Annotated in this window: 20 protein-coding genes; 12 read left to right on the top strand and 8 right to left on the bottom strand. The window is 69.6% G+C overall.

Translation table 11 applies throughout. The annotated features are described in order from the left end of the window. Window positions 1–36: 36 nt before the first annotated feature. Window positions 37–2,094, bottom strand: coding sequence for a M3 family metallopeptidase (locus ACFWZ1_RS00575; protein ID WP_439665060.1), 2,058 nt, complete (start codon window positions 2,092–2,094; stop codon window positions 37–39). 95 nt (window positions 2,095–2,189) lie between these two features. On the opposite strand from ACFWZ1_RS00575, the gene ACFWZ1_RS00570 reads away from it, so the two are divergent. Continuing rightward, the gene (locus ACFWZ1_RS00570) at window positions 2,190–2,720 is read left to right on the top strand and encodes a gamma carbonic anhydrase family protein (RefSeq protein ID WP_439665059.1); all 531 of its coding nucleotides are present in this window, start codon (window positions 2,190–2,192) and stop codon (window positions 2,718–2,720) included. Here ACFWZ1_RS00570 and ACFWZ1_RS00565 read toward each other — a convergent pair. Both ACFWZ1_RS00565 and aroE read right to left on the bottom strand, forming a co-directional pair. Beyond that, window positions 2,705–3,208 (bottom strand): energy transducer TonB, encoded by a 504-nt coding sequence (locus tag ACFWZ1_RS00565; protein ID WP_439665058.1) that lies wholly within the window; start codon window positions 3,206–3,208, stop codon window positions 2,705–2,707. The two genes, ACFWZ1_RS00570 and ACFWZ1_RS00565, sit on opposite strands and share 16 nt — an antisense overlap. A gap of 237 nt (window positions 3,209–3,445) precedes the next feature. Further along, window positions 3,446–4,285, bottom strand: a complete 840-nt coding sequence (gene aroE / locus ACFWZ1_RS00560; RefSeq protein WP_439665057.1) for a shikimate dehydrogenase — start codon at window positions 4,283–4,285, stop codon at window positions 3,446–3,448. A 116-nt stretch (window positions 4,286–4,401) separates the two neighbouring features. On the opposite strand from aroE, the gene ACFWZ1_RS00555 reads away from it, so the two are divergent. Beyond that, a complete protein-coding gene (locus ACFWZ1_RS00555) occupies window positions 4,402–4,617 on the top strand; it encodes a hypothetical protein (protein ID WP_231322629.1) in 216 nt (71 codons plus the stop codon). Between the two features lie 110 nt (window positions 4,618–4,727). Next, window positions 4,728–6,818: a putative bifunctional diguanylate cyclase/phosphodiesterase gene (locus ACFWZ1_RS00550; protein ID WP_439665056.1), complete on the top strand. Its 2,091-nt coding sequence runs from the start codon at window positions 4,728–4,730 to the stop codon at window positions 6,816–6,818. A 66-nt stretch (window positions 6,819–6,884) separates the two neighbouring features. Here ACFWZ1_RS00550 and ACFWZ1_RS00545 read toward each other — a convergent pair whose 3' ends face one another. After that, the gene (locus ACFWZ1_RS00545; protein WP_439665055.1) at window positions 6,885–8,369 is read right to left on the bottom strand and encodes a RimK family protein; all 1,485 of its coding nucleotides are present in this window, start codon (window positions 8,367–8,369) and stop codon (window positions 6,885–6,887) included. Between the two features lie 254 nt (window positions 8,370–8,623). Here ACFWZ1_RS00545 and ACFWZ1_RS00540 point away from each other — a divergent pair, with 254 nt between their 5' ends. Continuing rightward, on the top strand, window positions 8,624–9,058 hold the full coding sequence (locus ACFWZ1_RS00540; protein WP_439665054.1) for a GNAT family N-acetyltransferase: 435 nt from the start codon (window positions 8,624–8,626) through the stop codon (window positions 9,056–9,058). A gap of 106 nt (window positions 9,059–9,164) precedes the next feature. Here ACFWZ1_RS00540 and ACFWZ1_RS00535 read toward each other — a convergent pair whose 3' ends face one another. Beyond that, a complete protein-coding gene (locus ACFWZ1_RS00535; protein ID WP_231322622.1) occupies window positions 9,165–9,848 on the bottom strand; it encodes a hypothetical protein in 684 nt (227 codons plus the stop codon). 62 nt (window positions 9,849–9,910) lie between these two features. Between ACFWZ1_RS00535 and lptM the strand changes: the two genes are divergently transcribed. The 7 genes from lptM (at window position 9,911) to ACFWZ1_RS00500 (ending at window position 15,480) form a co-directional block, all read left to right on the top strand. Next, a complete protein-coding gene (lptM, locus tag ACFWZ1_RS00530; RefSeq protein WP_439665053.1) occupies window positions 9,911–10,081 on the top strand; it encodes an LPS translocon maturation chaperone LptM in 171 nt (56 codons plus the stop codon). Then, complete coding sequence (gene dapF, locus ACFWZ1_RS00525) at window positions 10,081–10,917, top strand: diaminopimelate epimerase (protein WP_439665052.1); 837 nt, start codon at window positions 10,081–10,083, stop codon at window positions 10,915–10,917. Before lptM ends, dapF begins: the two co-directional genes overlap by 1 nt. 160 nt (window positions 10,918–11,077) lie before the next feature. Continuing rightward, a complete protein-coding gene (locus ACFWZ1_RS00520; RefSeq protein ID WP_231322614.1) occupies window positions 11,078–11,764 on the top strand; it encodes a DUF484 family protein in 687 nt (228 codons plus the stop codon). Then, on the top strand, window positions 11,761–12,654 hold the full coding sequence (gene xerC, locus ACFWZ1_RS00515) for a tyrosine recombinase XerC (RefSeq protein WP_439666854.1): 894 nt from the start codon (window positions 11,761–11,763) through the stop codon (window positions 12,652–12,654). Before ACFWZ1_RS00520 ends, xerC begins: the two co-directional genes overlap by 4 nt. Window positions 12,655–12,856: 202 nt before the next feature. After that, window positions 12,857–13,423 (top strand): ATP-dependent protease subunit HslV, encoded by a 567-nt coding sequence (gene hslV, locus ACFWZ1_RS00510; protein ID WP_439665051.1) that lies wholly within the window; start codon window positions 12,857–12,859, stop codon window positions 13,421–13,423. A 68-nt stretch (window positions 13,424–13,491) separates the two neighbouring features. After that, window positions 13,492–14,829 (top strand): ATP-dependent protease ATPase subunit HslU, encoded by a 1,338-nt coding sequence (gene hslU, locus ACFWZ1_RS00505; protein ID WP_231322609.1) that lies wholly within the window; start codon window positions 13,492–13,494, stop codon window positions 14,827–14,829. A gap of 36 nt (window positions 14,830–14,865) precedes the next feature. Beyond that, window positions 14,866–15,480 carry a hypothetical protein gene (locus ACFWZ1_RS00500; protein ID WP_231322606.1) on the top strand — a complete coding sequence of 205 codons (615 nt, stop codon included), beginning with the start codon at window positions 14,866–14,868 and terminating at the stop codon, window positions 15,478–15,480. 54 nt (window positions 15,481–15,534) lie between these two features. Here ACFWZ1_RS00500 and ACFWZ1_RS00495 read toward each other — a convergent pair whose 3' ends face one another. Further along, window positions 15,535–16,155 carry a cation transporter gene (locus tag ACFWZ1_RS00495; protein WP_439665050.1) on the bottom strand — a complete coding sequence of 207 codons (621 nt, stop codon included), beginning with the start codon at window positions 16,153–16,155 and terminating at the stop codon, window positions 15,535–15,537. A 158-nt stretch (window positions 16,156–16,313) separates the two neighbouring features. On the opposite strand from ACFWZ1_RS00495, the gene rbsK reads away from it, so the two are divergent. Next, entirely contained in the window at window positions 16,314–17,204 is an 891-nt protein-coding gene (rbsK, locus tag ACFWZ1_RS00490; RefSeq protein ID WP_439665049.1) for a ribokinase, read from the top strand. 66 nt (window positions 17,205–17,270) lie between these two features. Here rbsK and mnmE read toward each other — a convergent pair whose 3' ends face one another. Next, complete coding sequence (gene mnmE, locus ACFWZ1_RS00485; RefSeq protein WP_439665048.1) at window positions 17,271–18,611, bottom strand: tRNA uridine-5-carboxymethylaminomethyl(34) synthesis GTPase MnmE; 1,341 nt, start codon at window positions 18,609–18,611, stop codon at window positions 17,271–17,273. 95 nt (window positions 18,612–18,706) lie between these two features. Continuing rightward, the gene (yidC, locus tag ACFWZ1_RS00480; protein ID WP_439665047.1) at window positions 18,707–20,395 is read right to left on the bottom strand and encodes a membrane protein insertase YidC; all 1,689 of its coding nucleotides are present in this window, start codon (window positions 20,393–20,395) and stop codon (window positions 18,707–18,709) included. Between the last annotated feature and the right edge of the window lie 50 nt (window positions 20,396–20,445).

The raw sequence follows: 20,445 nt of genomic DNA, 5'->3' as shown, positions 1-20,445 counted from the left end.
GCGCAAGCGGCCCGCGCCGCCGCCGGGCGGCCGGCCTCAGGCGAGCCCGTGGCTGCGCAGCAGCGCCTCCGGTTCAGGCTTGCGGCCGCGGAAGGCGATGAAGCTTTCCAGCGCGGGGCGGCTGGCGCCGACGGCGAGGACCTCGCGGCGGAAGCGCTCGCCGGTGGCGCGGTCGATCACGCTGCCGCCGTGTTCGGTGAGCGCCTCGAACGCGCCGAAGGCATCGGCCGACAGCAGCTCGGCCCACAGGTAGCTGTAGTAGCCGGCCGCGTAGCCGCCCGAAAAGATGTGCGTGAAGGCATGCGGGAAGCGCTGCCAGGCCGGCGGATGCAGCACCGCGACCTGGTGGCGCACTTCCTCCAGCACCTCCATCGTGCGCGCGCCGCGGGCCGGGTCGTATTCCAGGTGCAAGAGGAAGTCGAACAGCGCGAACTCCAGCTGGCGCACCAGGAACAGGCCGGCGTGGTAGTGCCGCGCGGCGAGCATGCGCTCGTACAGCTCCTCCGGCAGCGCCTCGCCGGTCTGCCAGTGGCGCGCGAACATGTCCAGCGCCTCGCGGTTCCAGCCGAAATTCTCCATGAACTGGCTGGGCAACTCGACGGCATCCCACTCCACGCCATCGATACCGCCGATCGAGGGCAGGGCGATCTCGGTGAGCAGGTGGTGCAGGCCGTGGCCGAACTCGTGGAACAGGGTCAGCACGTCGTCGTGCTTGAGCAGCGCCGGCTTGCCTTCGGTGGGCGGCGCGAAGTTGCAGGTCAGGAAGGCGATCGGCAGCTGGTGCGCGGCGGCGTCGTCGAAACGCGCGCGGCAAACGTCCATCCACGCGCCGCCACGCTTGCCGTTGCGCGCGTACAGGTCGACGTAGGCCCCGGCGAACACCCGGCCGTCGGCGTCGCGCACGTCGTAGTAGCGCACGTCCGGATGCCACACGTCGACGCCGTCGCGGGGGCTGAGCGTGATGCCGTAGAGCTTGCCGGTGAGGGCGAACAATCCGTCGATCACCGCTGGCAGCGGGAAGTAGGGCTTGAGTTGCTCCTCGTCCAGCGCGTAGCGCTGCTGGCGCAGCTTTTCTGAAACGTAGGCGATGTCCCACGGTTCGAGATTGTCCAGGTCCAGTTCCGCCTGGGCCCAGGCGCGCAGTTCGTCCAGCTCCGCTTGCGCCACCGGCCGCGCACGCGCGGCCAGGTCGTGCAGGAAGTCCAGTACCTCGGCGGGCGAGCCGGCCATCTTGGTGGCCAGCGACTCTTCGGCGGCGTTGGCGAAGCCGAGCAGCTGCGCCGCCTCGTGGCGCAGCTTCATGATCTCCTCGATGCGCTGGCCGTTGTCGAACTTGCCCGCGTCCGGGCCCTGGTCGGACGCCCGGGTCTGGTAGGCCCAGTACACGCGCTCGCGCAGCGTGCGGTTGTCGGCGTAGGTGAGCACGGCCTGCACGCTGGGCTGCTTGAGGGTGACCAGGAAGCCATCCAGTTCCTGTTCGGCGGCATAGCGGCGCAGCACCGCGCGCGAGGACTCGGGCAGGCCTTCGAGATCACGCTCGTCGGTGATGTGTTCCTGCCACGCCTCGGTGGCGTCCAGCACCGCGTTGGCGAATTCGGTGGACAGGCGCGAGAGCGTCACGCCGATCTCGCGGTAGCGCGAGCGCGCCGGTTCCTCCAGCGCGACGCCGGACAGCTTGAAGTCGCGCAGCGCGTGCTCGACCAGTGCGCGCTCGGGCCGCGGCAGCGAGGCGAACGTGGGCGCGTCGGCCAGCGCCTGCACCGCCGCATACAAGGCACGGTTCTGGCCCAGCTCGATGGCGTGGTCGGTGAGTTTTTCCTCGGCCGGCCCGTACACCGCGCGCAACGCTTCGCTGTCGGCGACCGCATGCAGGTGCCCGACCGGCGCCCAGGCGTGTGCCAGGCGTTGCTCCAGCCGCTCCTGGGTCAGCATCACCGTGGCGAAGTCCTTCGGCGCCTCCGGTCCGGTCAGCGCGTCGATGCCGGCGCGGTAGTCGGCCAGGATGGCGTCGACCGCCGGTTCCACGTGCTCGGGCTTGATCTGCGAAAAGGCGGGAAGCGGCTGGTCGGCGAGCAACGGGTTGGTCTGGTCCATGAAAGGCTCCTTGGGATCGTTCCAGCGTGGCGACCGGACTGGGCGAATTCAAGCCGCGCGGCACCGCCGGTGTGTGCTCACTTACAATCGGGCGGATGAACAATCTGCGTATCTACAAGGGCATCGCGCCCACCCTGGGCCAGCGCGTGTACGTCGATCCCGCCGCCAGTGTGATCGGCGACGTGGTGCTGGGCGATGACGTATCGGTGTGGCCGGGCGTCGTGCTGCGCGGCGACGTGCATTACATCCGCGTCGGCGCGCGCACCAACATCCAGGACGGCACCATCGTGCACGTCAGCCATGAAGGCCCCTATGGCCCGGGCTTCCCCTGCCTGATCGGCGAGGGCGTGACGATCGGCCACGCCGCGGTGGTGCACGCCTGCACCCTGGAGGACTACTGCCTGATCGGCATGCACGCGACCGTGCTCGACGGTGCGGTGGTGAAGCAGCACGGCTTCGTCGGCGCCGGCGCGGTGGTCCCGCCGGGCAAGGTGGTGGGCGAGCGGGAACTCTGGCTCGGCAACCCGGCCAAGTGCGTGCGCGTGCTCAGCGACACCCAGGTCGAGCAGTTGCACTACTCGGCCGACCACTACATGCGTTTGAAGGACGCCTACCTGGCCGGCTGAGCGGCCGGCCGCGCCTGTCGCGCCTGCAGGATCGCCGCGCGTGCCTCGTGCCGGCGCACTTCCAGATGGCGCTGTGCGGTGAGTTTGCCTGCCAGCAGCGCCAGCAGGTAGTTGTCGGCATCGAAGTCGCGCAGCAGGCGCAGTTCGCGCTCGGCCTCGTCCAGCTCGCCTCGGTCGATCGCCTGCTCGACGACCTTCGTGGCCGCGGGGAACAGCCGCTGCAACGCCTCGCGCGTGGCCGCATCGTCCGGCTCCAGGCCGAGCACGCTCAGGTAGAACTCGTAGGCGTTGCTGCCGGCCGGAGCCAGCAGATGGTGTTCACGCTCGGCGGTCTGCGCCAGCGCCAGGAGGATGCCGCGACCGCTCCCGTCGTCGTCGGCCACGGGCCGGACGGGTGGACGCCGGAGCAGGCCCAACGCGGCCAGCAGCAGAAGCAGGGCGCCGACGGCCAGCCAGGGGCGGCGGGCGGGCGCGAAGGAAACGGACATGCGGGGATCGCCAGTGGCTCCGCGCAGGGGCGCGGCGGGCGCACGGTAGCGAGGGCAGGTTGCAATGGCGTGACTCGCGCGCTTCCGGTCATCGCTGCGCGGGGCCGTTGCCGGGTCAGCGCCATCGGCTGCAGCGGTGCAGAGCAACTGCGTGAAACTGTGCGGGGTTGCCCTTCCCTGCGGGAACGCCCTTGGGCGCCCCTACCAATGAAGTCCTCGTGTTGCGGTGCGTGGACCTCAGGCCAGCGTTGCGCGCAGGTGCGCGTATACCGGATCGGTCTCCGGCCGGCGGCCGTGCCACAGCGCGAAGGCATCGGCGGCCTGCTCCACCAGCATGCCCAGTCCGTCGCACGCGGCCCTGGCGCCGGCGGCCCTGGCCCAGGCCAGGAAACTCTGTGCGCCGCTGCCGTAGGACAGGTCGTAGCCGACCGTCTGCGAAGTGGCCAGGCTGGGCGGCAGCGCCAGCGCCTGGCCGAGCACGCCGGCCGAGGTGGCGTGCACGATCAGGTCGAAGCTGCCCAGTTCGTCGAGGTCCTGCCAGTAGCGCGCGCGTGCCCGCGTCACGCCCAGTGCGCCGGCGAGCGCCGCGGCGGTGTCCGGCGTGCGGTTGACGATGGTCAGCTCTTCCACGCCGGCGTCGAGCAGCTCCCACGCTACCCCGCGCGCCGCACCGCCGGCGCCGAGCAGCAGCACGCGGCTGCCCTGCAGCGCGCATTGCTGGCGGCCGGTGAGGTCGCGCACCAGGCCGGCACCGTCGGTGTTGTGCGCTAGCAGGCGGCCGTCCGCGAGGCGGGTCAGCACGTTGGCGCTGCCGGCACGGCTCGCCGCCGCGCTGCGCTCCTGGGCCAGCGCGAAGGCCGCGGCCTTGTGCGGCAGGGTGACGTTGGCGCCATGGGCGCGCGCCAGGAAGCGGCGCACGGTATCGGCAAACGCTTCGGGCGCCACGTCGATCGCGGTGTACTCGAGCGTGATGCCGCATTGCTCGCCGAACAGCCGGTGGATCGCCGGCGACAGGGAATGACTGATCGGATGGCCGAACACCGCATAGCGTGCGGGAAGGTCGGTGCCGTGCGGCATGGGCGGTCCCAGGGTCGGTTGGTGGGCGCATTCTAGGCGCGCGCGGGGCCCGTCGCAGCCGCTGAGATGGGTGCCGCGCAGCATGGCTTTCCCGCGTCCCGTCCGGAGTCCAGGCCATGCCCGTTTCCCGTTCCCAGGCGTTCACGTTCCAGCTGGCCGCCGGTGCCGGCCTGTGGGTGCTGCTCGGCACCTTCCTGCTCGCGCTGACGCCCATGCCCGCGCATACCGATGCGCTCGGCTGGGCGCCGCTGTTCTGGCTGCTGGTCGCACCGCTGTGCGTGCTGGGCGGCCTGCGCCTGAGGCGGCTGGCACTGGCCCTGCCAGGCGTCTGAAGGTTCAGCTGGGGGCAGGCGAATGCCGCACCCGGACGTGTCCGTTGTGCTACAACGCGCGATCGATTTCGCGACGCGCTGGCGTCCGGCAGGGGGCCGGCAACCCGGGCATGATGGCGGTCAGTTACAACCCGTGGCTGATGTTGCTGTCGCTCGCGCTGGCGGCGCTCGATGCCTATGTCGCGTTCAGCGTCGTCGGTCGCATCGCGCGCTCGCGTGGGCCGGGCGCCGTGCTGTGGACCGCGTTCGGCGCCTTGGCGATGGGCTCGGGCGTGTGGGCCATGCACTTCATCGGCATGCTGGCGCTGCAGGTGCCGATCCCGCTCGGCTACGACAGCCAGCGGACCACGTTGTCGGCCGTGCCGGTGGTGGTGGCCACCGGCGCCACGCTGTGGTTGCTGGCCCGGCATCCGACCCGGCGCGGCGCGGTTCTCGCCGGTTGCGCCATGGGCGTGGGCATGACCGCCATGCATTACCTGGGCGTGAGGGCGCTCGACATGCAGCCGGCGATCGCCTGGCGCGCGCCATGGACCATCGCCTCCCTGTTGTTCGCGCTCATCGGCTCGATCGCCGCGATCGGGCTGCACAGCGTCATCTGGCGTAGCGATCGGCGCCGCCGCTGGTGGCTGCGCGTGCTGTCCGCGCTGATGCTCGGCGGCACCGCCACCGGCGTGCACTACCTGGGCATGATCGCGATGCAGTTCGCGCCCGGCGCGGTGAGCCTGCAGGCGCGCACCGGCCTGCATGGGCTGGGCCTGGGGTTGGCGGTGAGCCTGGTGTCGGGCCTGCTGCTGTTGCTGACGTTGGGCGTGAGCCTGGCGCACCGGCAATTGCAGCGACACACCGAGGCCATCTCGCGAGAACTGGGCCAGGCCCGCGATGCATTGAGCTGGCTGGCCTATCACGACGAACTGACCGCGCTGCCCAACCGCGCCAACGTGCTCGATCTGCTCGACCGGTTGCTGCCGCTGGCACGCGACGAGCGCTTCGAGGTGGCGGTGATGTTCGTCGACCTGGACGGTTTCAAGTCGATCAACGACACGCTCGGCCACGAGGTGGGCGACGAGTTCCTGCGCTCGGTCGCCGACGCCCTGCGCGCCAGCGTGCGCAGCCGCGACACCGTCGCGCGCTTTGGTGGCGACGAGTTCGTGGTGGTGCTCGAGCGCTACCGCAGCGAGCAGAACCTGAGCGCGATCTGCCAGAAGATCCTGAGCCTGGTCAGCCGGCCGGTGACGGTCGCCAGCCACGCCGTGAGCGCCACGCCCAGCATCGGCGTGGCGATGTTCCCGCGCGATGGCGAGGACGCCGCCAGTCTGCTGCGCCACGCGGACCTGGCGATGTACAGCGCGAAGGAGCATGGCAAGGCCGGCTACTGCTTCTACCAGCCGTGCATGAGCGAGCAGGCGCGCGACCGCCTGCTGCTGTCGGCCGAGTTGCGCGAGGCGCTGCAGCGCGAGGAGGTCGTCGTCCACTACCAGCCGAAGGTGGCGCTGGACAGCCGGCGCGTGGTCGGGCTGGAGGCGCTGGTGCGCTGGCCGCATCCCGAACGCGGCCTGCTGCTGCCCAAGCACTTCGTGTCGCTGGCCGAAGGCAGCGGGTTGATCGGCCAACTCGGACGCGTGGTACTGCGCCAGGTCGCGCGCCAGTTGGCGCAGTGGCGTGCGCGCGGGCTGCCGCTGGTGCCGGTGGCGATCAACGTGTCGTTGCAGGAGATCCAGGATGGCCATTTCGTCGCCGGGCTGCTCGGTACGTTGCGCGAGTTCGGCCTGCACCCGAGCCTGATCGAGTTCGAGATCACCGAGTCGGCGGCGATGAAGAACGCCGAGCACACGCTGCGCCAGTTGCGCCAGCTGGAAGTGCTGGGCTTCCGCATGGCGATCGACGATTTCGGCACCGGCTTCTCGAGCCTGAGCCACCTGCGGCAGTTGCCGACGCAGACGATCAAGATCGACCAGAGCTTCGTGCAGGGCGCCGAGCGCAATCCGGCCGACCGCGACATCACCGAGGCGATCATCGCGCTGGCGCGCAAACTACGGCTGACCACCGTGGCAGAGGGCATCGAGACCGAGGCGCAGGCCGCGTGGCTGCGCGAGGCCGGCTGCGAAATCGGCCAGGGTTTCCTGTTCGTGCCGCCGTTGCCCGCGTCGCAGGTGCCGGCGCTGCTGCTGGGCGAGCGCACGCCGGCGACCAGCGCCCTGTAGGAACGCCCTTGGGCGTGACCCCGCGTTCAAGCTTGCCGCGTGGCCGGCATGGCGGCCGCGCAGGATCTACCGGCCGATGCCCAGGCGCTTGTGTTCCATGCGCCGCAGGAACTCCTGCATGACGCGACGGTACAGGTCCACGCCCAGGTAGGCGTCTTCCACGCCGGCATCGATCGATGGATTGTCGTTGACCTCGATCACCACCGGCTTGTTGCCGACCTGCTTGAGGTCGACCCCGTACAACCCATCGCCGACCGCCTGGGTCGCCTTGAGCGCCAGCTTGACGACTTCGGCCGGCGCGTCGCGCACGGCCACCGTCTCGAAGCCGCCGGACTTGGCGGTGCCCTTGGCGCCGTGGTTGTAGATCTGCCAGTGCCCGCGCGACATGTAGTACTTGCACGCGTACAGCGGCTCGCGGTTGAGCACACCGATGCGCCAGTCGAATTCGGTATAGACGAACTCCTGCGCCAGCAGCAGGGCGCTGTGCGAGAACAGCTCGCCCGCCGCCTTCTCCAGTGCGTCGGCGTTCTCCACCTTGACCACGCCGCGCGAAAACGAACCGTCGGGAATCTTCAGCACCAGCGGGAAGCCGAGCTTGGCGGCGGTTTCCTTCCACGCCTTGGCGTTGTCGCGGTAAAGGATCTCCGTGCGTGGCACGGCGAGCTTGCGCGAGACCATCAGGTCGTTGAGGAAGATCTTGTTCGTGCAGCGCAGGATCGAGGTGGGATCGTCGATCACCACCATGCCTTCCTTCTCCGCGCGGTGGGCGAAGCGGTAGGTGTGGTTGTCGCTCGCCGTGGTCTCGCGGATGAACAGGCCGTCGTACTCGGCCAGGCGCGGGTAGTCGATCTTGCCGATCGGGTCGACCTCGATGCCCAGTTCCTTGCCGGCGGCGATGAAGGTCTTGAGCGCCTTCTTGTTCGACGGCGGCATCGCCTCGTCGGGATCGACCAGCATCGCGATGTCGTAGCGGTACAGCTTGCGCGTGCGCGGCTTGCGCCAGAGCTTGCGCGAGAAGCGGTCCAGCTCCGCGGCAAAGGCGTCCTCCTGCGCGTCGTCCAGCGTGTGCAGGCCGACCGGCTTGATCGAGGCGACCTGCCACACGCGCTCGCGCTCGAACTCGATGCGCAGCAGCGGGCAGGGGAACATCTCGAACAACTGCCGGGCAAGGTCCTGCAGCGCCGGATAGGCGGTCTCGCCGAAATACACCAGGATGCCGAAGTCGGTGGTATCGCGACCGCCGGCAGGCAGGAAGTGGGTGAGCTTGCTGTTGAGGTCCTCGATGTCCAGGCCGTACAGCGAGCGGCGGCGCAGGTCGTTGATGGTGCGCACCGAGGGCAGCACCTTGTGCCCACGCGCCTCGGCCAGCAGCGAGACGTAGTAGCCGGTGCCCAGGTACTTGTAGCTGCGGCACAGGTTGATCACGTGGGTACGCTCGTCGTCACCGCCGACCGGTTCGCGCAGGTAGTCCATTGCGCTCATGACGTCCACGGAGGGGTAGTAGGCACTCCAGTCGGAGGCTTTCTCGACGACGATCACCAGGCGGGTCATGGCACCTCGCTACACGCAAAAGGGGATGCCGTCGCGCCACGGAACGAGGCGGCAGGGCGCAAGTGGCGAAGTGTGGGCATAGGCGCGGCGGCGCGCAACGGTGGTGCGCGCCATCGGTTCAGCGTGCCGTCGCCGTCGGTAGGCGCCGCTCGGTCGCGATGCCGATGGGCTGAAGTCCGTCGCGTGATTCTGCGTAGACTTGCGCCATGACGCTTGCTCCCGCCCACGTCCTACCGGTCCCCGTGCGTCGCGCCATGCCGACGGACCTCGATGCGCTGGTGACGCTGGAACTGCGCGCCTTCAGCGGCGACCGCATGAGCCGCGCGCAGTACCGACGCCACCTCGCCAGCCCGCGCGCCGCCGTGCTGGTCGCCGACCTGCCGGGCGAAGGCTTGCTCGGCAGCGCGCTGGTGTTCTTCCGCGTGGGCAGCACGCTGGCGCGGCTGTACTCGATCGCCACCGCGCCGCACGCGCGCGGGCGCGGCATCGGCGCACGCCTGCTGGCCGCCGCCGAAGAGGTCGCCCGTGCGAGGGGGTGCCGCGCGGTACGGCTGGAAGTTCGGGTGGACAACACATCCGCCATGGCGCTGTACGAGCGCGTCGGCTATCGGCGGATCGGGCGTTATGCGGCTTACTACGAGGATGGCGCCGACGCCTGGCGCTACGAGAAGAGCGTCGCGATTTCCTGAGCGCTGCTCGTCGTTGCGCGACTCCTCGGCTTCGGCGCTTTGCGCCTACGCTCGGGCCGCATGATCTGGAACGATACCGTCCATGCGGGGCGCAGGCCGGACCACCTCAGAGCGGATGTGCGATCCGATCGGCCGTTTCGTCGTCCGGCCGCGCCACCAGTGCGCCGGTACGCATCAGGCTCACCGTGTAGTGGCCGCCGTCGACCAGCGGCAGGTAGGCGCCGCTGCCGTACACGGTGTCGACCATCGGCAGCCAGTCGGGATGGGCGCGGGCCAGGGTGACCAGGTCGCCATCGCCCGCGTCGCGGAAGTCGACCACCGTGCGCATCTCGCTCATCTCTTCCGCCGGATCGTCATAGCGGCCGGAGAGGCGATCCAGGCGGTACAGCGGCGGCACTCCGGCAAGCACGGCCGGCAATTTCCATTTGAGCACCAGCGCCTCGATCCGCCAGGCATCGCCGGCCAGGGCCACGTCGCGGCGCTGTCCATCGGGCCAGGTCAGCGTGAGCGCCCAGCGTTGCGGCGAGAGGATGCGTGCGTCGACCGTCACCACCGGCGCTTCCTCGCCGAGCAGTCGGTAGCCGCGCAGGCTCCAGCCGGCGCCGGCCAGCAGCAGCGCCAGGCCCAGACCCACCAGCAGGAACAGCGTGCGCAGGATCGCTGCGAACGGACGGCGCGCGCGCAGCCGGCGGCCCAGCGCCGCCAGTTGCACCAGCGCGAACAGCAGCGCCAGCGCGGCGAGGATCCACAGCAAGGTACTTGGCAGCTGCAACAGCGTGGCCCAATCCATCGAAGGCAATCCGCGACGTTATGATGCGCGCATCATAGCCGCCGCCCCGTCGAGGAAGCCCGATGCGCCGATTCATCCTCTGCACCGCCCTGTTGTTCGCCGGGGGCCTGCTCGCCGGTTGCGGCAACAAGGGCCCGCTGGTGCTGCCGCCGGGACAATCCGGCAGCACGGTGGCGCCGAACGCCTCGGTGCCGGCCCCGGCCACGAGCGCACCGCTGCCCGACGGACAGTGATGCGCTTTTCCAAGATGCACGGCATCGGCAACGACTTCGTCGTGGTCGATGCGCGCGATGTCCCGCTCGCGCTCGCACCGGCGCAGATCCGCGCGCTGGCCGATCGCCATACCGGCATCGGCTGCGACCAGTTGCTCAGCGTGGAAGCTGCCCGCGATCCGTCCTGCGCGTTCTACTACGGCATCTGGAACGCCGATGGCAGCCCCTCGGGCCAGTGCGGCAACGGCGTGCGCTGCGTGGCGGCGTGGCTGCATCGCGCCGGTGCGCTGGCGCTGGACACGCCCGTGCGCATCGAGAGCCCCTCCGGTCCGGTTGGCGTGCGCGTGCTGGATGCGCACCGCGTGACGGTGGACATGGGCGAACCGGTGTTCGAGCCCTCGCGCATCCCGTTTGCGGCGGAAGGGTCGGCCGAGTTCTATCCGCTCTCGCTGGGCGAGGACTCCGTGCAGGCTGGTGCCGTATCGATGGGCAATCCGCACGTGGTGGTCGCCGTCGAGGACCTGGCCGATCCCGCGCTCGCGCGGCTGGGTCCGCAGCTCACCGGCCACCCGCGCTTTCCCGCGGGCGCCAACGCCGGCTTCGTGCAGATCCTGGGTCGCGGCCACCTGCGCCTGCGCGTGCACGAGCGCGGCAGCGGCTGGACGCAGGCCTGCGGCACCGGTGCGTGCGCCGCCATGGCGGTGCTGCGGCGGCGTGGGCACGTGGACGAAAGCGTCCAGGTCGACCTGCCCGGCGGACGCCTGCAGATCGACTGGGCCGGTCCCGGCCACACGCTGTGGATGACCGGGCCCGCGGCATTCGCCTTCGAGGGCGAGTGGTCGCCCGGCGCTGCGTAGGCTGGGCTTCAGCCCTCCCCAAGGTGCAGCAACGGCGGGCTGAAGCCCGCCCTGCGCGCAGACGTCCGGCCAAACCTGCATTGACGATTGATGCGCAGGCGCGCGCGTCGCACACTCGGGCCAGGCCGATCCGCTGCCTGACGTTCCCTTAGGTCGTTCCATGCCCGACACCCTGCTCGACGAGATCCCCGGTGCCACTGCGGTCGCCGCGTACCTCAAGCGCCATCCGCACTTCCTGGCCGATTACCCGGACCTTGCCGCGCAGCTGACGCTGCCGCGCAGCGAGGGTCCGGTCGCGTCGCTGGCGATGTACCAGCTGCAGCAGTTGCGCGAGAAGAACGCCGAGCTCGAGCGCCGCCTGGCCGAACTGATCACGATCGCCGCGGAAAACGAGCGGCTGATGCAACGCGTGCACGAGCTCAACGTGACCATGCTGCGCGCGGCCACGCCCTCGCTGGCGGCACGCAGCGTGATCAGCGGGCTGGCCAGCGACTTCCGCATCGAGCAGGTGCGGCTGCTGCTGTTCGGGCAGTCCTATGGCTTGCCGCAGGCCGAATGGCTGGTGGTCGAGCCGGGCGGACGCGCCGCGCTGACCGAGTTCGCCGGCTTCCAGGGCAACCACGAACCGCTGGTCGGCCGACTCTCGGCCGAGCGGCTGTATCGCTTGTTCGGCGACCACGCGCCCGAGGTGCAGTCGGCCGCGGTGATGCCGCTGGGCGAGTTGGGGCTACTGGCCCTGGGCAGCGCCGATCCGAACCATTTCCAGCCGGGCATGGGCACGCTGTTCCTGAAGATGCTCGCCGCCACGGTCAGTGCCGCGCTGGCGCGTTCGCAGGAGCTGGCCTGAGCACCACGCCACGCGCGCAGGTCGAGGCCTGGCTGGGCCGGCTCGCCGGCGAGCGCCAGGCTTCCGCGCACACGGTCGCGGCCTACCGGCGCGACCTGGACAAGCTGCTGGGCTGGATGGACGCGCAAGGCATCGGCGGCTTCGCCGACCTGGGCGCGCACCGCATGCGTGCGTTCGTGGCCACCCAGCACCGCGCCGGCCTGTCGCCGAAGAGCCTGCAGCGCCTGCTCTCCTCCTGTCGCAGCCTGTTCCGCCAGCTGACCCGCGAGGGCCTGCTGGCGCATGACCCGGCCGCCGGCGTGCGTGGTCCGAAAGTGCATCGCAAGCTGCCGCAGGTGCTGGACGTGGACGAAGCCGGCGCGCTGGTGGAGAACCCCGGCGAAGGCGCGCTGGCGCTGCGCGACCGCGCCATGCTGGAGCTGTTCTATTCCTCCGGCCTGCGCCTGTCGGAACTGTGTGGCCTGCGTTGGGGCGACCTCAGCCTGGAGGAAGGCGAAGTGCGCGTGCTCGGCAAGGGCGCCAAGACCCGCATCGTGCCGGTCGGCAGCCATGCCGTGGCCGCGCTGCGCGCGCTGGGTCTCGCCGAGGGCATGCCACCGGGCGCGCCGGTGTTCCGCGGCCGCGCGGGCGCGTCGATCAGCCCGCGCACGGTGCAGTCACGGCTCAAGACGCTGGCATTGGCCCAGGGTTTCGCCAAGCACGTGCATCCGCACCTGCTCAGGCACACCTTCGCCAGCCACATGCTCGAATCCTCCGGCGACCTGCGCGCCGTGCAGGAACTGCTCGGCCACGCCGACATCGCCACCACCCAGATCTACACGCACCTGGATTTCCAGCACCTGGCCAAGGTCTACGACGCGGCCCATCCGCGGGCGCGGCGCAAGGGTTGAGGCGATCTGCTCCTTCTGCCCGGGCACCGCCCTGGAATTGCCGAAGGACGGGTGCCGGGCGAGGCTCGCGAAACGTTTCGATCCTGCGGCCTTCGCCGTGCGCAGGCGGAGGGCACCGGACCTGTTCGGCGACACCGCGGCCATGTTGAAGGCGATTCCAGCGACCCCATGTATGCACGCTCAAGCATTCGCGGAGCCCAGCATGGAATCGTTCCACGCCACCACCATCCTCTCGGTCCGCCGCGGCGGGCGCGTCGTGCTGGGCGGCGACGGCCAGGTCACCCTGGGCAACACGGTGATGAAGTCGAACGCCCGCAAGATCCGCCGCCTCGGCAAGGGCGACGTGCTGGCGGGTTTCGCCGGCGCCACCGCCGACGCCTTCACGCTGTTCGAGCTGTTCGAGCAGAAGCTGGACAAGCACGGCAACAACCTCACCCGCGCGGCGGTAGAGATGGCCAAGGAATGGCGCACCGACCGCCGCTTCGGCAAGCTCGAGGCGATGCTCGCGGTGGCCGACAAGGATGCCTCGCTGCTGATCTCCGGCAACGGCGACGTGCTGGAGCCTGAAAACGGCCTGATCGCGATCGGCTCCGGCGGCCCCTACGCCCAGGCGGCAGCGCTGTCTTTGCTGGAGAACACCGATATGGACGCGCGCCAGATCGTGGAGAAGGCGCTGAAGATCGCCGGCGACATCTGCATCTACACCAACCACAGCACGACCATCGAGGAGCTGGAGGCGGCGAACGGCGGCGCGGAACAGGGGACGTGAGCCTGCCCGTTCACATCACGCCCGACGTTTTCCCTTCCCCATCCCCCGCTCTGCATCCGGCCCGCCCCATGTCTGAACTCACTCCCCGCGAAATCGTCAACGAACTCGACCGTTTCATCATCGGCCAGAACGACGCCAAGCGCGCCGTCGCCATCGCGCTGCGCAACCGCTGGCGCCGCATGCAGCTGGACCCTGAGATGCGCAACGAGGTCACGCCCAAGAACATCCTGATGATCGGCCCCACCGGCGTGGGCAAGACCGAGATCGCGCGCCGCCTGGCCACGCTGGCCAACGCGCCGTTCGTGAAGGTCGAGGCGACCAAATTCACCGAGGTGGGCTACGTCGGCAAGGACGTCGAGTCGATCATCCGCGACCTGGCCGACGTGGCCTACAAGCTCACCCGCGAGCAGGCGACCAAGCGCGTGCGCTCGCACGCCGAGGACCGCGCCGAGGACCGCATCCTCGATGCGCTGCTGCCGCGCCGACAGACCGCCGCCGACTGGTCGCACGACCTCACCGTGTCTTCCGCCGACAGCGACACCCGGCAGAAGCTGCGCAAGCAGCTGCGCGAGGGCGCGCTGGACGACCGCGAGATCGAGCTGGACTTCGCCATGAACGTGGGCGTGGAAATCATGTCCCCGCCGGGCATGGAGGAGATGGGCCAGCAGCTGCGCCAGATGTTCCAGAACCTCGGCGGCGCACGCACGCAGTCGCGCAAGCTGCCGATCAGGGCGGCCCGCCCGCTGCTGGTGGAGGAAGAGGCCGGCAAGCTGGTCAACGAGGAAGAGATCCGCGCGGAGGCGGTCGAGGCCGCCGAGCAGAACGGCATCGTCTTCATCGACGAGATCGACAAGGTTGCGCAGCGCTCCGAGTGGGGCGGCGCAGGCGTCTCGCGCGAGGGCGTGCAGCGCGACCTCTTGCCGCTGGTGGAGGGCTCGACCGTGTCGACCAAATACGGGCCGATCAAGACCGACCACATGCTGTTCATCGCCTCGGGCGCGTTCTCGCTGTCCAAGCCGTCGGACCTGATTCCGGAGCTGCAGGGGCGTCTGCCGATCCGCGTCGAGCTTTCGGCGCTGTCGATCGACGACTTCAAGCGCATCCTTCGCGAGCCGCATAACGCACTCACCAAGCAGTACGTGGCGCTGCTGAGGACCGAAGGCGTGGCGATCGAGTTCACCGAGTCGGGGATCGACCGCCTGGCCGAGGTCGCCTGCCAGGTGAACGAGCGTACCGAGAACATTGGCGCCCGCCGCCTGCACACCGTCATGGAACGCCTGCTGGAGAAAATTTCGTTCGAGGCCGCGGACAAGTCCGGCGAAAAGTACCTGATCGACGCCGAACAGGTGGACAAGAACCTGGGATCTCTCGTGAAGGACCAGGACCTGAGCCGTTACATCCTCTAAACAAGCTGCAGAGACCCGTCTGGTAAAATTCCTGTCATGGGCAAGGTCATTGAACTCAAAACCACCGGCCAGCGCGCGCAACTGCGCGAGGCGCAGCAGAACCAGCACCTGGTCCGGCTGTGGCGTGCCGAACTGGAGCACGGCAGCTTCTGCGGCTACGTGGGCGGCGTCGGCCGCGAGTTCCTGCTGCTGTGGGTGGTCGGCGACGGCATCACCTACGACGGCATGTACGTGATGCGCCATCGCGACATCTCCGAGCTGGAGGCGCCGGACAAGCACCACGACTTCATGGAGAAGGCGCTCAGGCTCAAGCAGCTGCTGCCGCGCACGCCGCGCGGCTTCCCGCTGGACTCGATCCGCGAGGTGGTCCAGGCCGCCGGTCGCGTGGCGCCGGTGATCGGCGTACACGTAGACAGCGAGGACGAGGCCGAGGTTTGCTACATCGGCCGGCTGGTCGGCGTGGAAGAGGACGGCTTCACCCTGCAGGAGATCAGCCCCGACGCCGAGTGGTTGCGCGAGGCCTCGTTCTTCGCCTGGGACGAGGTGTCCACGATCAGCATGGAAGACGGTTACGCGCAATCGCTGCTCGCCGTGGCCGGCACGCCGCCGCCGCTGGAGCAGGGCGACTCGGGCATCGGCCACGCGCACTGATCCGCTCACCCTTCCGTCATCACCGCCGGTGAGCTGAAGCCCACCTCGCGCCGGCTACGCCTGCGCCTGGCGATGTTCACCGCGAGCCGCCTCCCACACTTCGCGCGCGGCGTTCGCGTTCATCGCGGCAATCCCAAGCCCGACGACGACATCCGGCCACACCGAGCCGGTCCACGCCGTCACCCCGCCGGCCAGCACGATCGCCACGTTGGCGAACGCGTCGTTGCGTGCCGACAGGAACGCCGCCCGGGTGAGGCTGCCGGCGTGGTGGCGAAAGCGCGCCAGCAGCAACGCGCAGGCCAGGTTCACGGCCAGTGCGCCCAGGCCCGTGACCGACAGCGGCAGGGGCGCGGGCGGCACCGGCAACTGCAGCTTGCGCCACAGCGCCCACAGCAACGCCAGCGCCGGCACCAGCAGGATCGTCGCCAGCGCCATGCCCACGCGCGCCCGGGCCATGGGCGACCAGCCCAGCGCCAGGAAGATCAGCAGATTGACCGACGCGTCCTCGAGGAAGTCGATGCTGTCGGCGAACAGCGAGACCGAACCGATCGCAAGCGCGACCGCGAACTCGACGCCGAAGTAGGCGAGGTTGAACAGGGCGACCAGTCGGACGACCCGATGCAGCGAGGTGCGTGAGTCCGTGAGCGGTGGCTGCGAGTGATCTGGCAAGGTCATGGAGGCATGCTCGCATGCCGGCGCAGGAGCGGCCGTCAACAGGTGTCGACCTGACCAGCTACGACGGCCGGTCCCAGCCTGGCACCCCGAGACGATGCCGGCGCTATCAGGCGCGCATCGGCCGCTATGCTTCGGACATTGTCCCGGAAGGAAACCGCATGACCCGCCGCATCGTCGTCATCGGCAGCATCAACATGGACCTGGTGACCCAGGCACCGCGGTTCCCGCAACCGGGCGAGACGCTGCTCGGCACGGGCTTCGTGACCGTGCCCGGAGGCAAGGGCGCCAACCAGGCGGTGGCGGCGGCGCGGCTCGGGGCCGCGGTGGCGCTGGTCGGCGCGCTGGGCCGCGACGCCTTCGGCGATCAGCTGCACGCCGGCCTGCGCCAGGAAGGCGTCGACCTTGCGCACGTGCACCGGCTGGCCGATGAGGCCAGCGGCACCGCTTCGATCACGATCGCCGGCGGCGAGAACCAGATCGTGGTGGTGCCGGCGGCCAATGCCGGTGTCACGCCGGCGCACGTCGAGGCCGCGCGCGAAGTCGTCGCACACGCGGACGTCGTGCTGGTGCAGATGGAGATCCCGCTGGATGCCATCGAAGCGACCCTGCGCCTGGGGCACCGGCTGGGCGTGCCCGTGATCCTCAACCCGGCGCCGGCCCGACCGCTGCCGAGCGAGTGGCTTGCCATGGCGCGTTACGTCACGCCCAACCAGCACGAGCTTGCGGTGTTGCTCGGTGCCGATCCGGCGGAAGATTTCCACGCGTTGATGAGCCGTGCGCCATGCCCGGTAGTGCTTACCCGCGGCAGCGAAGGCGCGTGGTACCGCGAGCAGGGCGAGCCGGCCCATCAATCCAGTTTCGAGGTCGAGGTGGTCGACAGCACCGGGGCCGGCGACACCTTCAACGCCGCGTTGGCGGTCTTCCTGCACGAAGGCCTGCCACAGGCCGTGCGCAAGGCCTGTGCCGCAGCCGCCTTGGCGGTGACGCGGCTGGGCGCGCAGCAAGGCATGCCGCGCGGGCGGGAGCTGGACGCCTTCCTCGGTCGATAGCGAACCGTGCGCTCCGGCGCGGCGCGGCGGTCCGGGCTGCCGGCGATGTTCACCGCTGGTGCCGCGCTACTTGCCGATGCAGAAGCTGCCGAAGATCGCGCCGAGGAGATCGTCGCTGGTGTAGCTGCCGGTGATCTCGCCCAGCGCGTGCTGGGCATGGCGCAGGTCCTCGGCGGCGAGTTCGCCGGCGCGATTGGCGGCCAGTGCCGCCGCGGCGTGGTCGAGATGGCCCTGGACGCTTTCGAGCGCCGCCACGTGCCGACGGCGGGCGCTGAAGGCGCCTTCGCCGCCGCCCAGGCCGGCGCGGGTCTTCAGTTCCGCGCGCAGCAGGTCGAGGCCTTCGCCGGTCCGGGCCGAGATCCATAGATGCAACAGACCGGCGCGCGTTTCCGCGCGCGGCGGCAGTGCATCGAGGTCGATCTTGTTGACGACGACCAGGCGCGCGACGGCCGCTGGCAATTCGTCGAGCAGGCCAAGGTCGGCGCTGGCATGCGCCGTGTCGGTGACCAGCAGCACGAGGTCGGCACGGACCAGTTCCGCGCGGGCGCGGCGTACGCCTTCGCGTTCGACCTCGTCCTCGGTGTGGCGCAGGCCGGCCGTGTCGGCCAGTTCCAGCACTGCGCCATCCAGGCTCACGGTCTCGCGCAGCACGTCCCGGGTGGTGCCGGCGATGGGCGTGACAATGGCGCGCTCGCTCTGCGCCAGCGCATTGAGCAAGCTGGACTTGCCCGCGTTGGGCCGGCCGACGATCGCGACGTTGAGACCGTCGGCCAGGCGCACGCCTCGTCGGGTCTCGACCAGCAGTTCAGCCAGCTGTGCGCGCAGCGCTTCGAGCTGGGATGTGATGGCCGGGTCGGCAAGGAAATCGATCTCCTCTTCCGGAAAATCGATCGCGGCCTCCACATGCACGCGCAACGCGACCAGCGCATCGAGCGACGCGTGCACGCGTCGCGAGAACGCGCCATCCAGCGAATGCAAGGCGGCACGCGCGCCGGCTTCGGATCGCGCAGCAATGAGGTCGGCCACCGCCTCGGCCTGGGCGAGATCCAGCTTGCCGTTGAGAAACGCCCGCTCGGTGAACTCACCCGGTCGCGCCAGCCGCGCGCCAAGCGCGCACAGGCGTTTCAGCAACAGATCCAGCAGCACGACACTGCCGTGGCCCTGCAGTTCGAGCACGTGCTCGCCGGTGTAGGAATGCGGCGCCGGGAAGTGCAGCAGCAGGCCCCGGTCGATCAGTGTGCCGTCACCCTCGTGGAACGCGGCCAGGTGCGCGTGGCGCGGGTCGGGAGCACGGCCAAGCAGCGCCTGCGCGATGGCCGGCACGCGCGGGCCCGACACGCGCACCACGCCGATGCCGGCCGCGCCGGGGGCGCTGGCGATCGCGGCGATGGTGTCGGTGTCGGTCATGGCGGGAACCGTAGGGTGGGCTTGAGCTCACCGCAAGCCGCGGGAAGGTGCGAGAGCAAGGCGGGCCGAAGCCCACCATGCATCCAGACCCTGACTCAGGCCTTCGCCTTGACCTCGGCGTTCTCCACCTTGTGCGTGATGTACCACTGCTGGCCCAGGCTGACCATGCCGTTGACCACGTAGTACAGGCACAGGCCGGCGGGGAAGAAGGCGAACAGCACCGCGAAGATCAGCGGCATGAACTTCATCATCTTCGCCTGCGTCGGGTCCATGCCCGTGGCCGGCATCAGGTACTGCTGGCCCAGCATCACCAGCGTGTAGACCGCCGGCAGCACGAAGAACGGATCGGGCGCGGACAGGTCGTGGATCCAGCCGACGAACGGCGCCTGGCGCAGCTCCACGCTCTCGCGCAGCACTTCGTACAGGCCATAGAAGATCGGGATGGTGATCAGCACCGGAAGGCAGCCGGTCATCGGATTGACCTTCTCCTTCTTGTACAGCTCCATCATCGCCATCTGCATCTTCTGCTTGTCGTCGCCGTAGCGCTCCTTCAGCGCGCTTACGCGCGGCTGCAACTTGCGCATCTTGGCGCTGGAGCGGTACTGCGCGGCGGTGAGCTTCCAGGTCAGGCCCTTGATGATCAGCACCAGCAGGATGATCGCCACGCCCCAGTTGCCGCTGACCTTCTCCAGCCACGACAGCAGCGCGTGCATCGGTTGGGCGATCACGGTGAACACGCCGTAGTTGGTGGCCAGCGCCAGGCCCGGGGCCACCGAATCGAGCGTGCCGACCAGCTTCGGACCGATGTACAGGCGCGCGCCGGTGGTCTGGTTCTGGCCCGGCGCCACGGTCAGCGCGGGGCTGACGGCGCGGATCAGGTAAGTCGGATGGTCGCCGCCAGCATTGACCACGTCGGTGCTGTAGGTGGCCTTCTGTTGCGCGGGCGGAATCCACGCAGCGAAGAAATAGTGCTGAAGCATCGCGGCCCAGCCGCCGGCGAAGGACTGCTGCAGCGCGTCTTCCTGGAACTTCTCGAACTTCAGCGACTGGAAGTGATCCTCGGGGCTGTACCAGCCAGCGCCGAAGAAGCTGGCGGCCGAGGGATCGGTCATGTTCTGCAGCCAGCTGGTGTGCTCCTGGCGCGGCGCACGCTGCAGCTGCTCGTAGGCGCTGCCCTGCCAGGGCGTGCTGCCGGTGTTGTCGATGCGCTGGTCGAGTTCGACCACGTACTGGCCACGCTTGAGCGTGTAGGTCTTGGTGACCTTGATGCCATCCTGTTGCCAGGTCAGGTCGACCTTGACCTGCGGCATGCCGTTGGCCAGTTCGGAGTGCGCTTGCGCCGACTGGAACAGCGCACGGTGGTCCGGCGCCGGACCGGTGGCGCTGACCAGGCCGCTCTGGGCGACGAAGTACTTGTCCGGCGTGTCGGCCAGCAGGCGCACCGGCGGCTGCTCGGGATGCTTGCGGGTGACCGGCTCGGCCGGGTAGGCGAGCAGGTCGGCACGTACCACGCTGCCGCCGCGGGTATCGATGGTCAGGCGCAGCACGTCATTGCTGATGGTGATCAGCTGGCCGGCGGCGACGCTGGTCGGGGCGCCGCTGGCGATCGCCGGGGTGGCGGCGCCGGCGCCAGGCACGGTGTTGTCCGCCGGCAGGTTCGTGCTGGCCGCGGCCACTGGGGCGGTCGGCGCCGGGGCCGGTGCGTAGTCCTTCTCCCAGGCCATCCACAAGAGATAGGCCACGGCCATCAGGGCAAACAGGAGAAACGTACGCGTCTGGTTCATCGCGGGGCAATTCCGGTGGCACCGCGAGCTTGAGCCGCGGAGGGACAGGA

The sequence above is a fragment of the Frateuria sp. GZRe14 genome (assembly GCF_051900395.1).
Classification (GTDB): domain Bacteria; phylum Pseudomonadota; class Gammaproteobacteria; order Xanthomonadales; family Rhodanobacteraceae; genus Frateuria_A; species Frateuria_A edaphi.
This window is presented reverse-complemented; position numbering and strand designations above follow the sequence as displayed.

Bases quoted from the DNA above. Each gene is read 5' to 3' on its own strand.
- ACFWZ1_RS00575 (WP_439665060.1), bottom strand. From the start codon at position 2,094: ATGGACCAGACCAACCCGTTGCTCGCCGACCAGCCGCTTCCCGCCTTT.
- ACFWZ1_RS00570 (WP_439665059.1), top strand. From the start codon at position 2,190: ATGAACAATCTGCGTATCTACAAGGGCATCGCGCCCACCCTGGGCCAG.
- ACFWZ1_RS00565 (WP_439665058.1), bottom strand. From the start codon at position 3,208: ATGTCCGTTTCCTTCGCGCCCGCCCGCCGCCCCTGGCTGGCCGTCGGC.
- aroE (WP_439665057.1), bottom strand. From the start codon at position 4,285: ATGCCGCACGGCACCGACCTTCCCGCACGCTATGCGGTGTTCGGCCAT.
- ACFWZ1_RS00555 (WP_231322629.1), top strand. From the start codon at position 4,402: ATGCCCGTTTCCCGTTCCCAGGCGTTCACGTTCCAGCTGGCCGCCGGT.
- ACFWZ1_RS00550 (WP_439665056.1), top strand. From the start codon at position 4,728: ATGATGGCGGTCAGTTACAACCCGTGGCTGATGTTGCTGTCGCTCGCG.
- ACFWZ1_RS00545 (WP_439665055.1), bottom strand. From the start codon at position 8,369: ATGACCCGCCTGGTGATCGTCGTCGAGAAAGCCTCCGACTGGAGTGCC.
- ACFWZ1_RS00540 (WP_439665054.1), top strand. From the start codon at position 8,624: ATGCCGACGGACCTCGATGCGCTGGTGACGCTGGAACTGCGCGCCTTC.
- ACFWZ1_RS00535 (WP_231322622.1), bottom strand. From the start codon at position 9,848: ATGGATTGGGCCACGCTGTTGCAGCTGCCAAGTACCTTGCTGTGGATC.
- lptM (WP_439665053.1), top strand. From the start codon at position 9,911: ATGCGCCGATTCATCCTCTGCACCGCCCTGTTGTTCGCCGGGGGCCTG.
- dapF (WP_439665052.1), top strand. From the start codon at position 10,081: ATGCGCTTTTCCAAGATGCACGGCATCGGCAACGACTTCGTCGTGGTC.
- ACFWZ1_RS00520 (WP_231322614.1), top strand. From the start codon at position 11,078: ATGCCCGACACCCTGCTCGACGAGATCCCCGGTGCCACTGCGGTCGCC.
- hslV (WP_439665051.1), top strand. From the start codon at position 12,857: ATGGAATCGTTCCACGCCACCACCATCCTCTCGGTCCGCCGCGGCGGG.
- hslU (WP_231322609.1), top strand. From the start codon at position 13,492: ATGTCTGAACTCACTCCCCGCGAAATCGTCAACGAACTCGACCGTTTC.
- ACFWZ1_RS00500 (WP_231322606.1), top strand. From the start codon at position 14,866: ATGGGCAAGGTCATTGAACTCAAAACCACCGGCCAGCGCGCGCAACTG.
- ACFWZ1_RS00495 (WP_439665050.1), bottom strand. From the start codon at position 16,155: ATGACCTTGCCAGATCACTCGCAGCCACCGCTCACGGACTCACGCACC.
- rbsK (WP_439665049.1), top strand. From the start codon at position 16,314: ATGACCCGCCGCATCGTCGTCATCGGCAGCATCAACATGGACCTGGTG.
- mnmE (WP_439665048.1), bottom strand. From the start codon at position 18,611: ATGACCGACACCGACACCATCGCCGCGATCGCCAGCGCCCCCGGCGCG.
- yidC (WP_439665047.1), bottom strand. From the start codon at position 20,395: ATGAACCAGACGCGTACGTTTCTCCTGTTTGCCCTGATGGCCGTGGCC.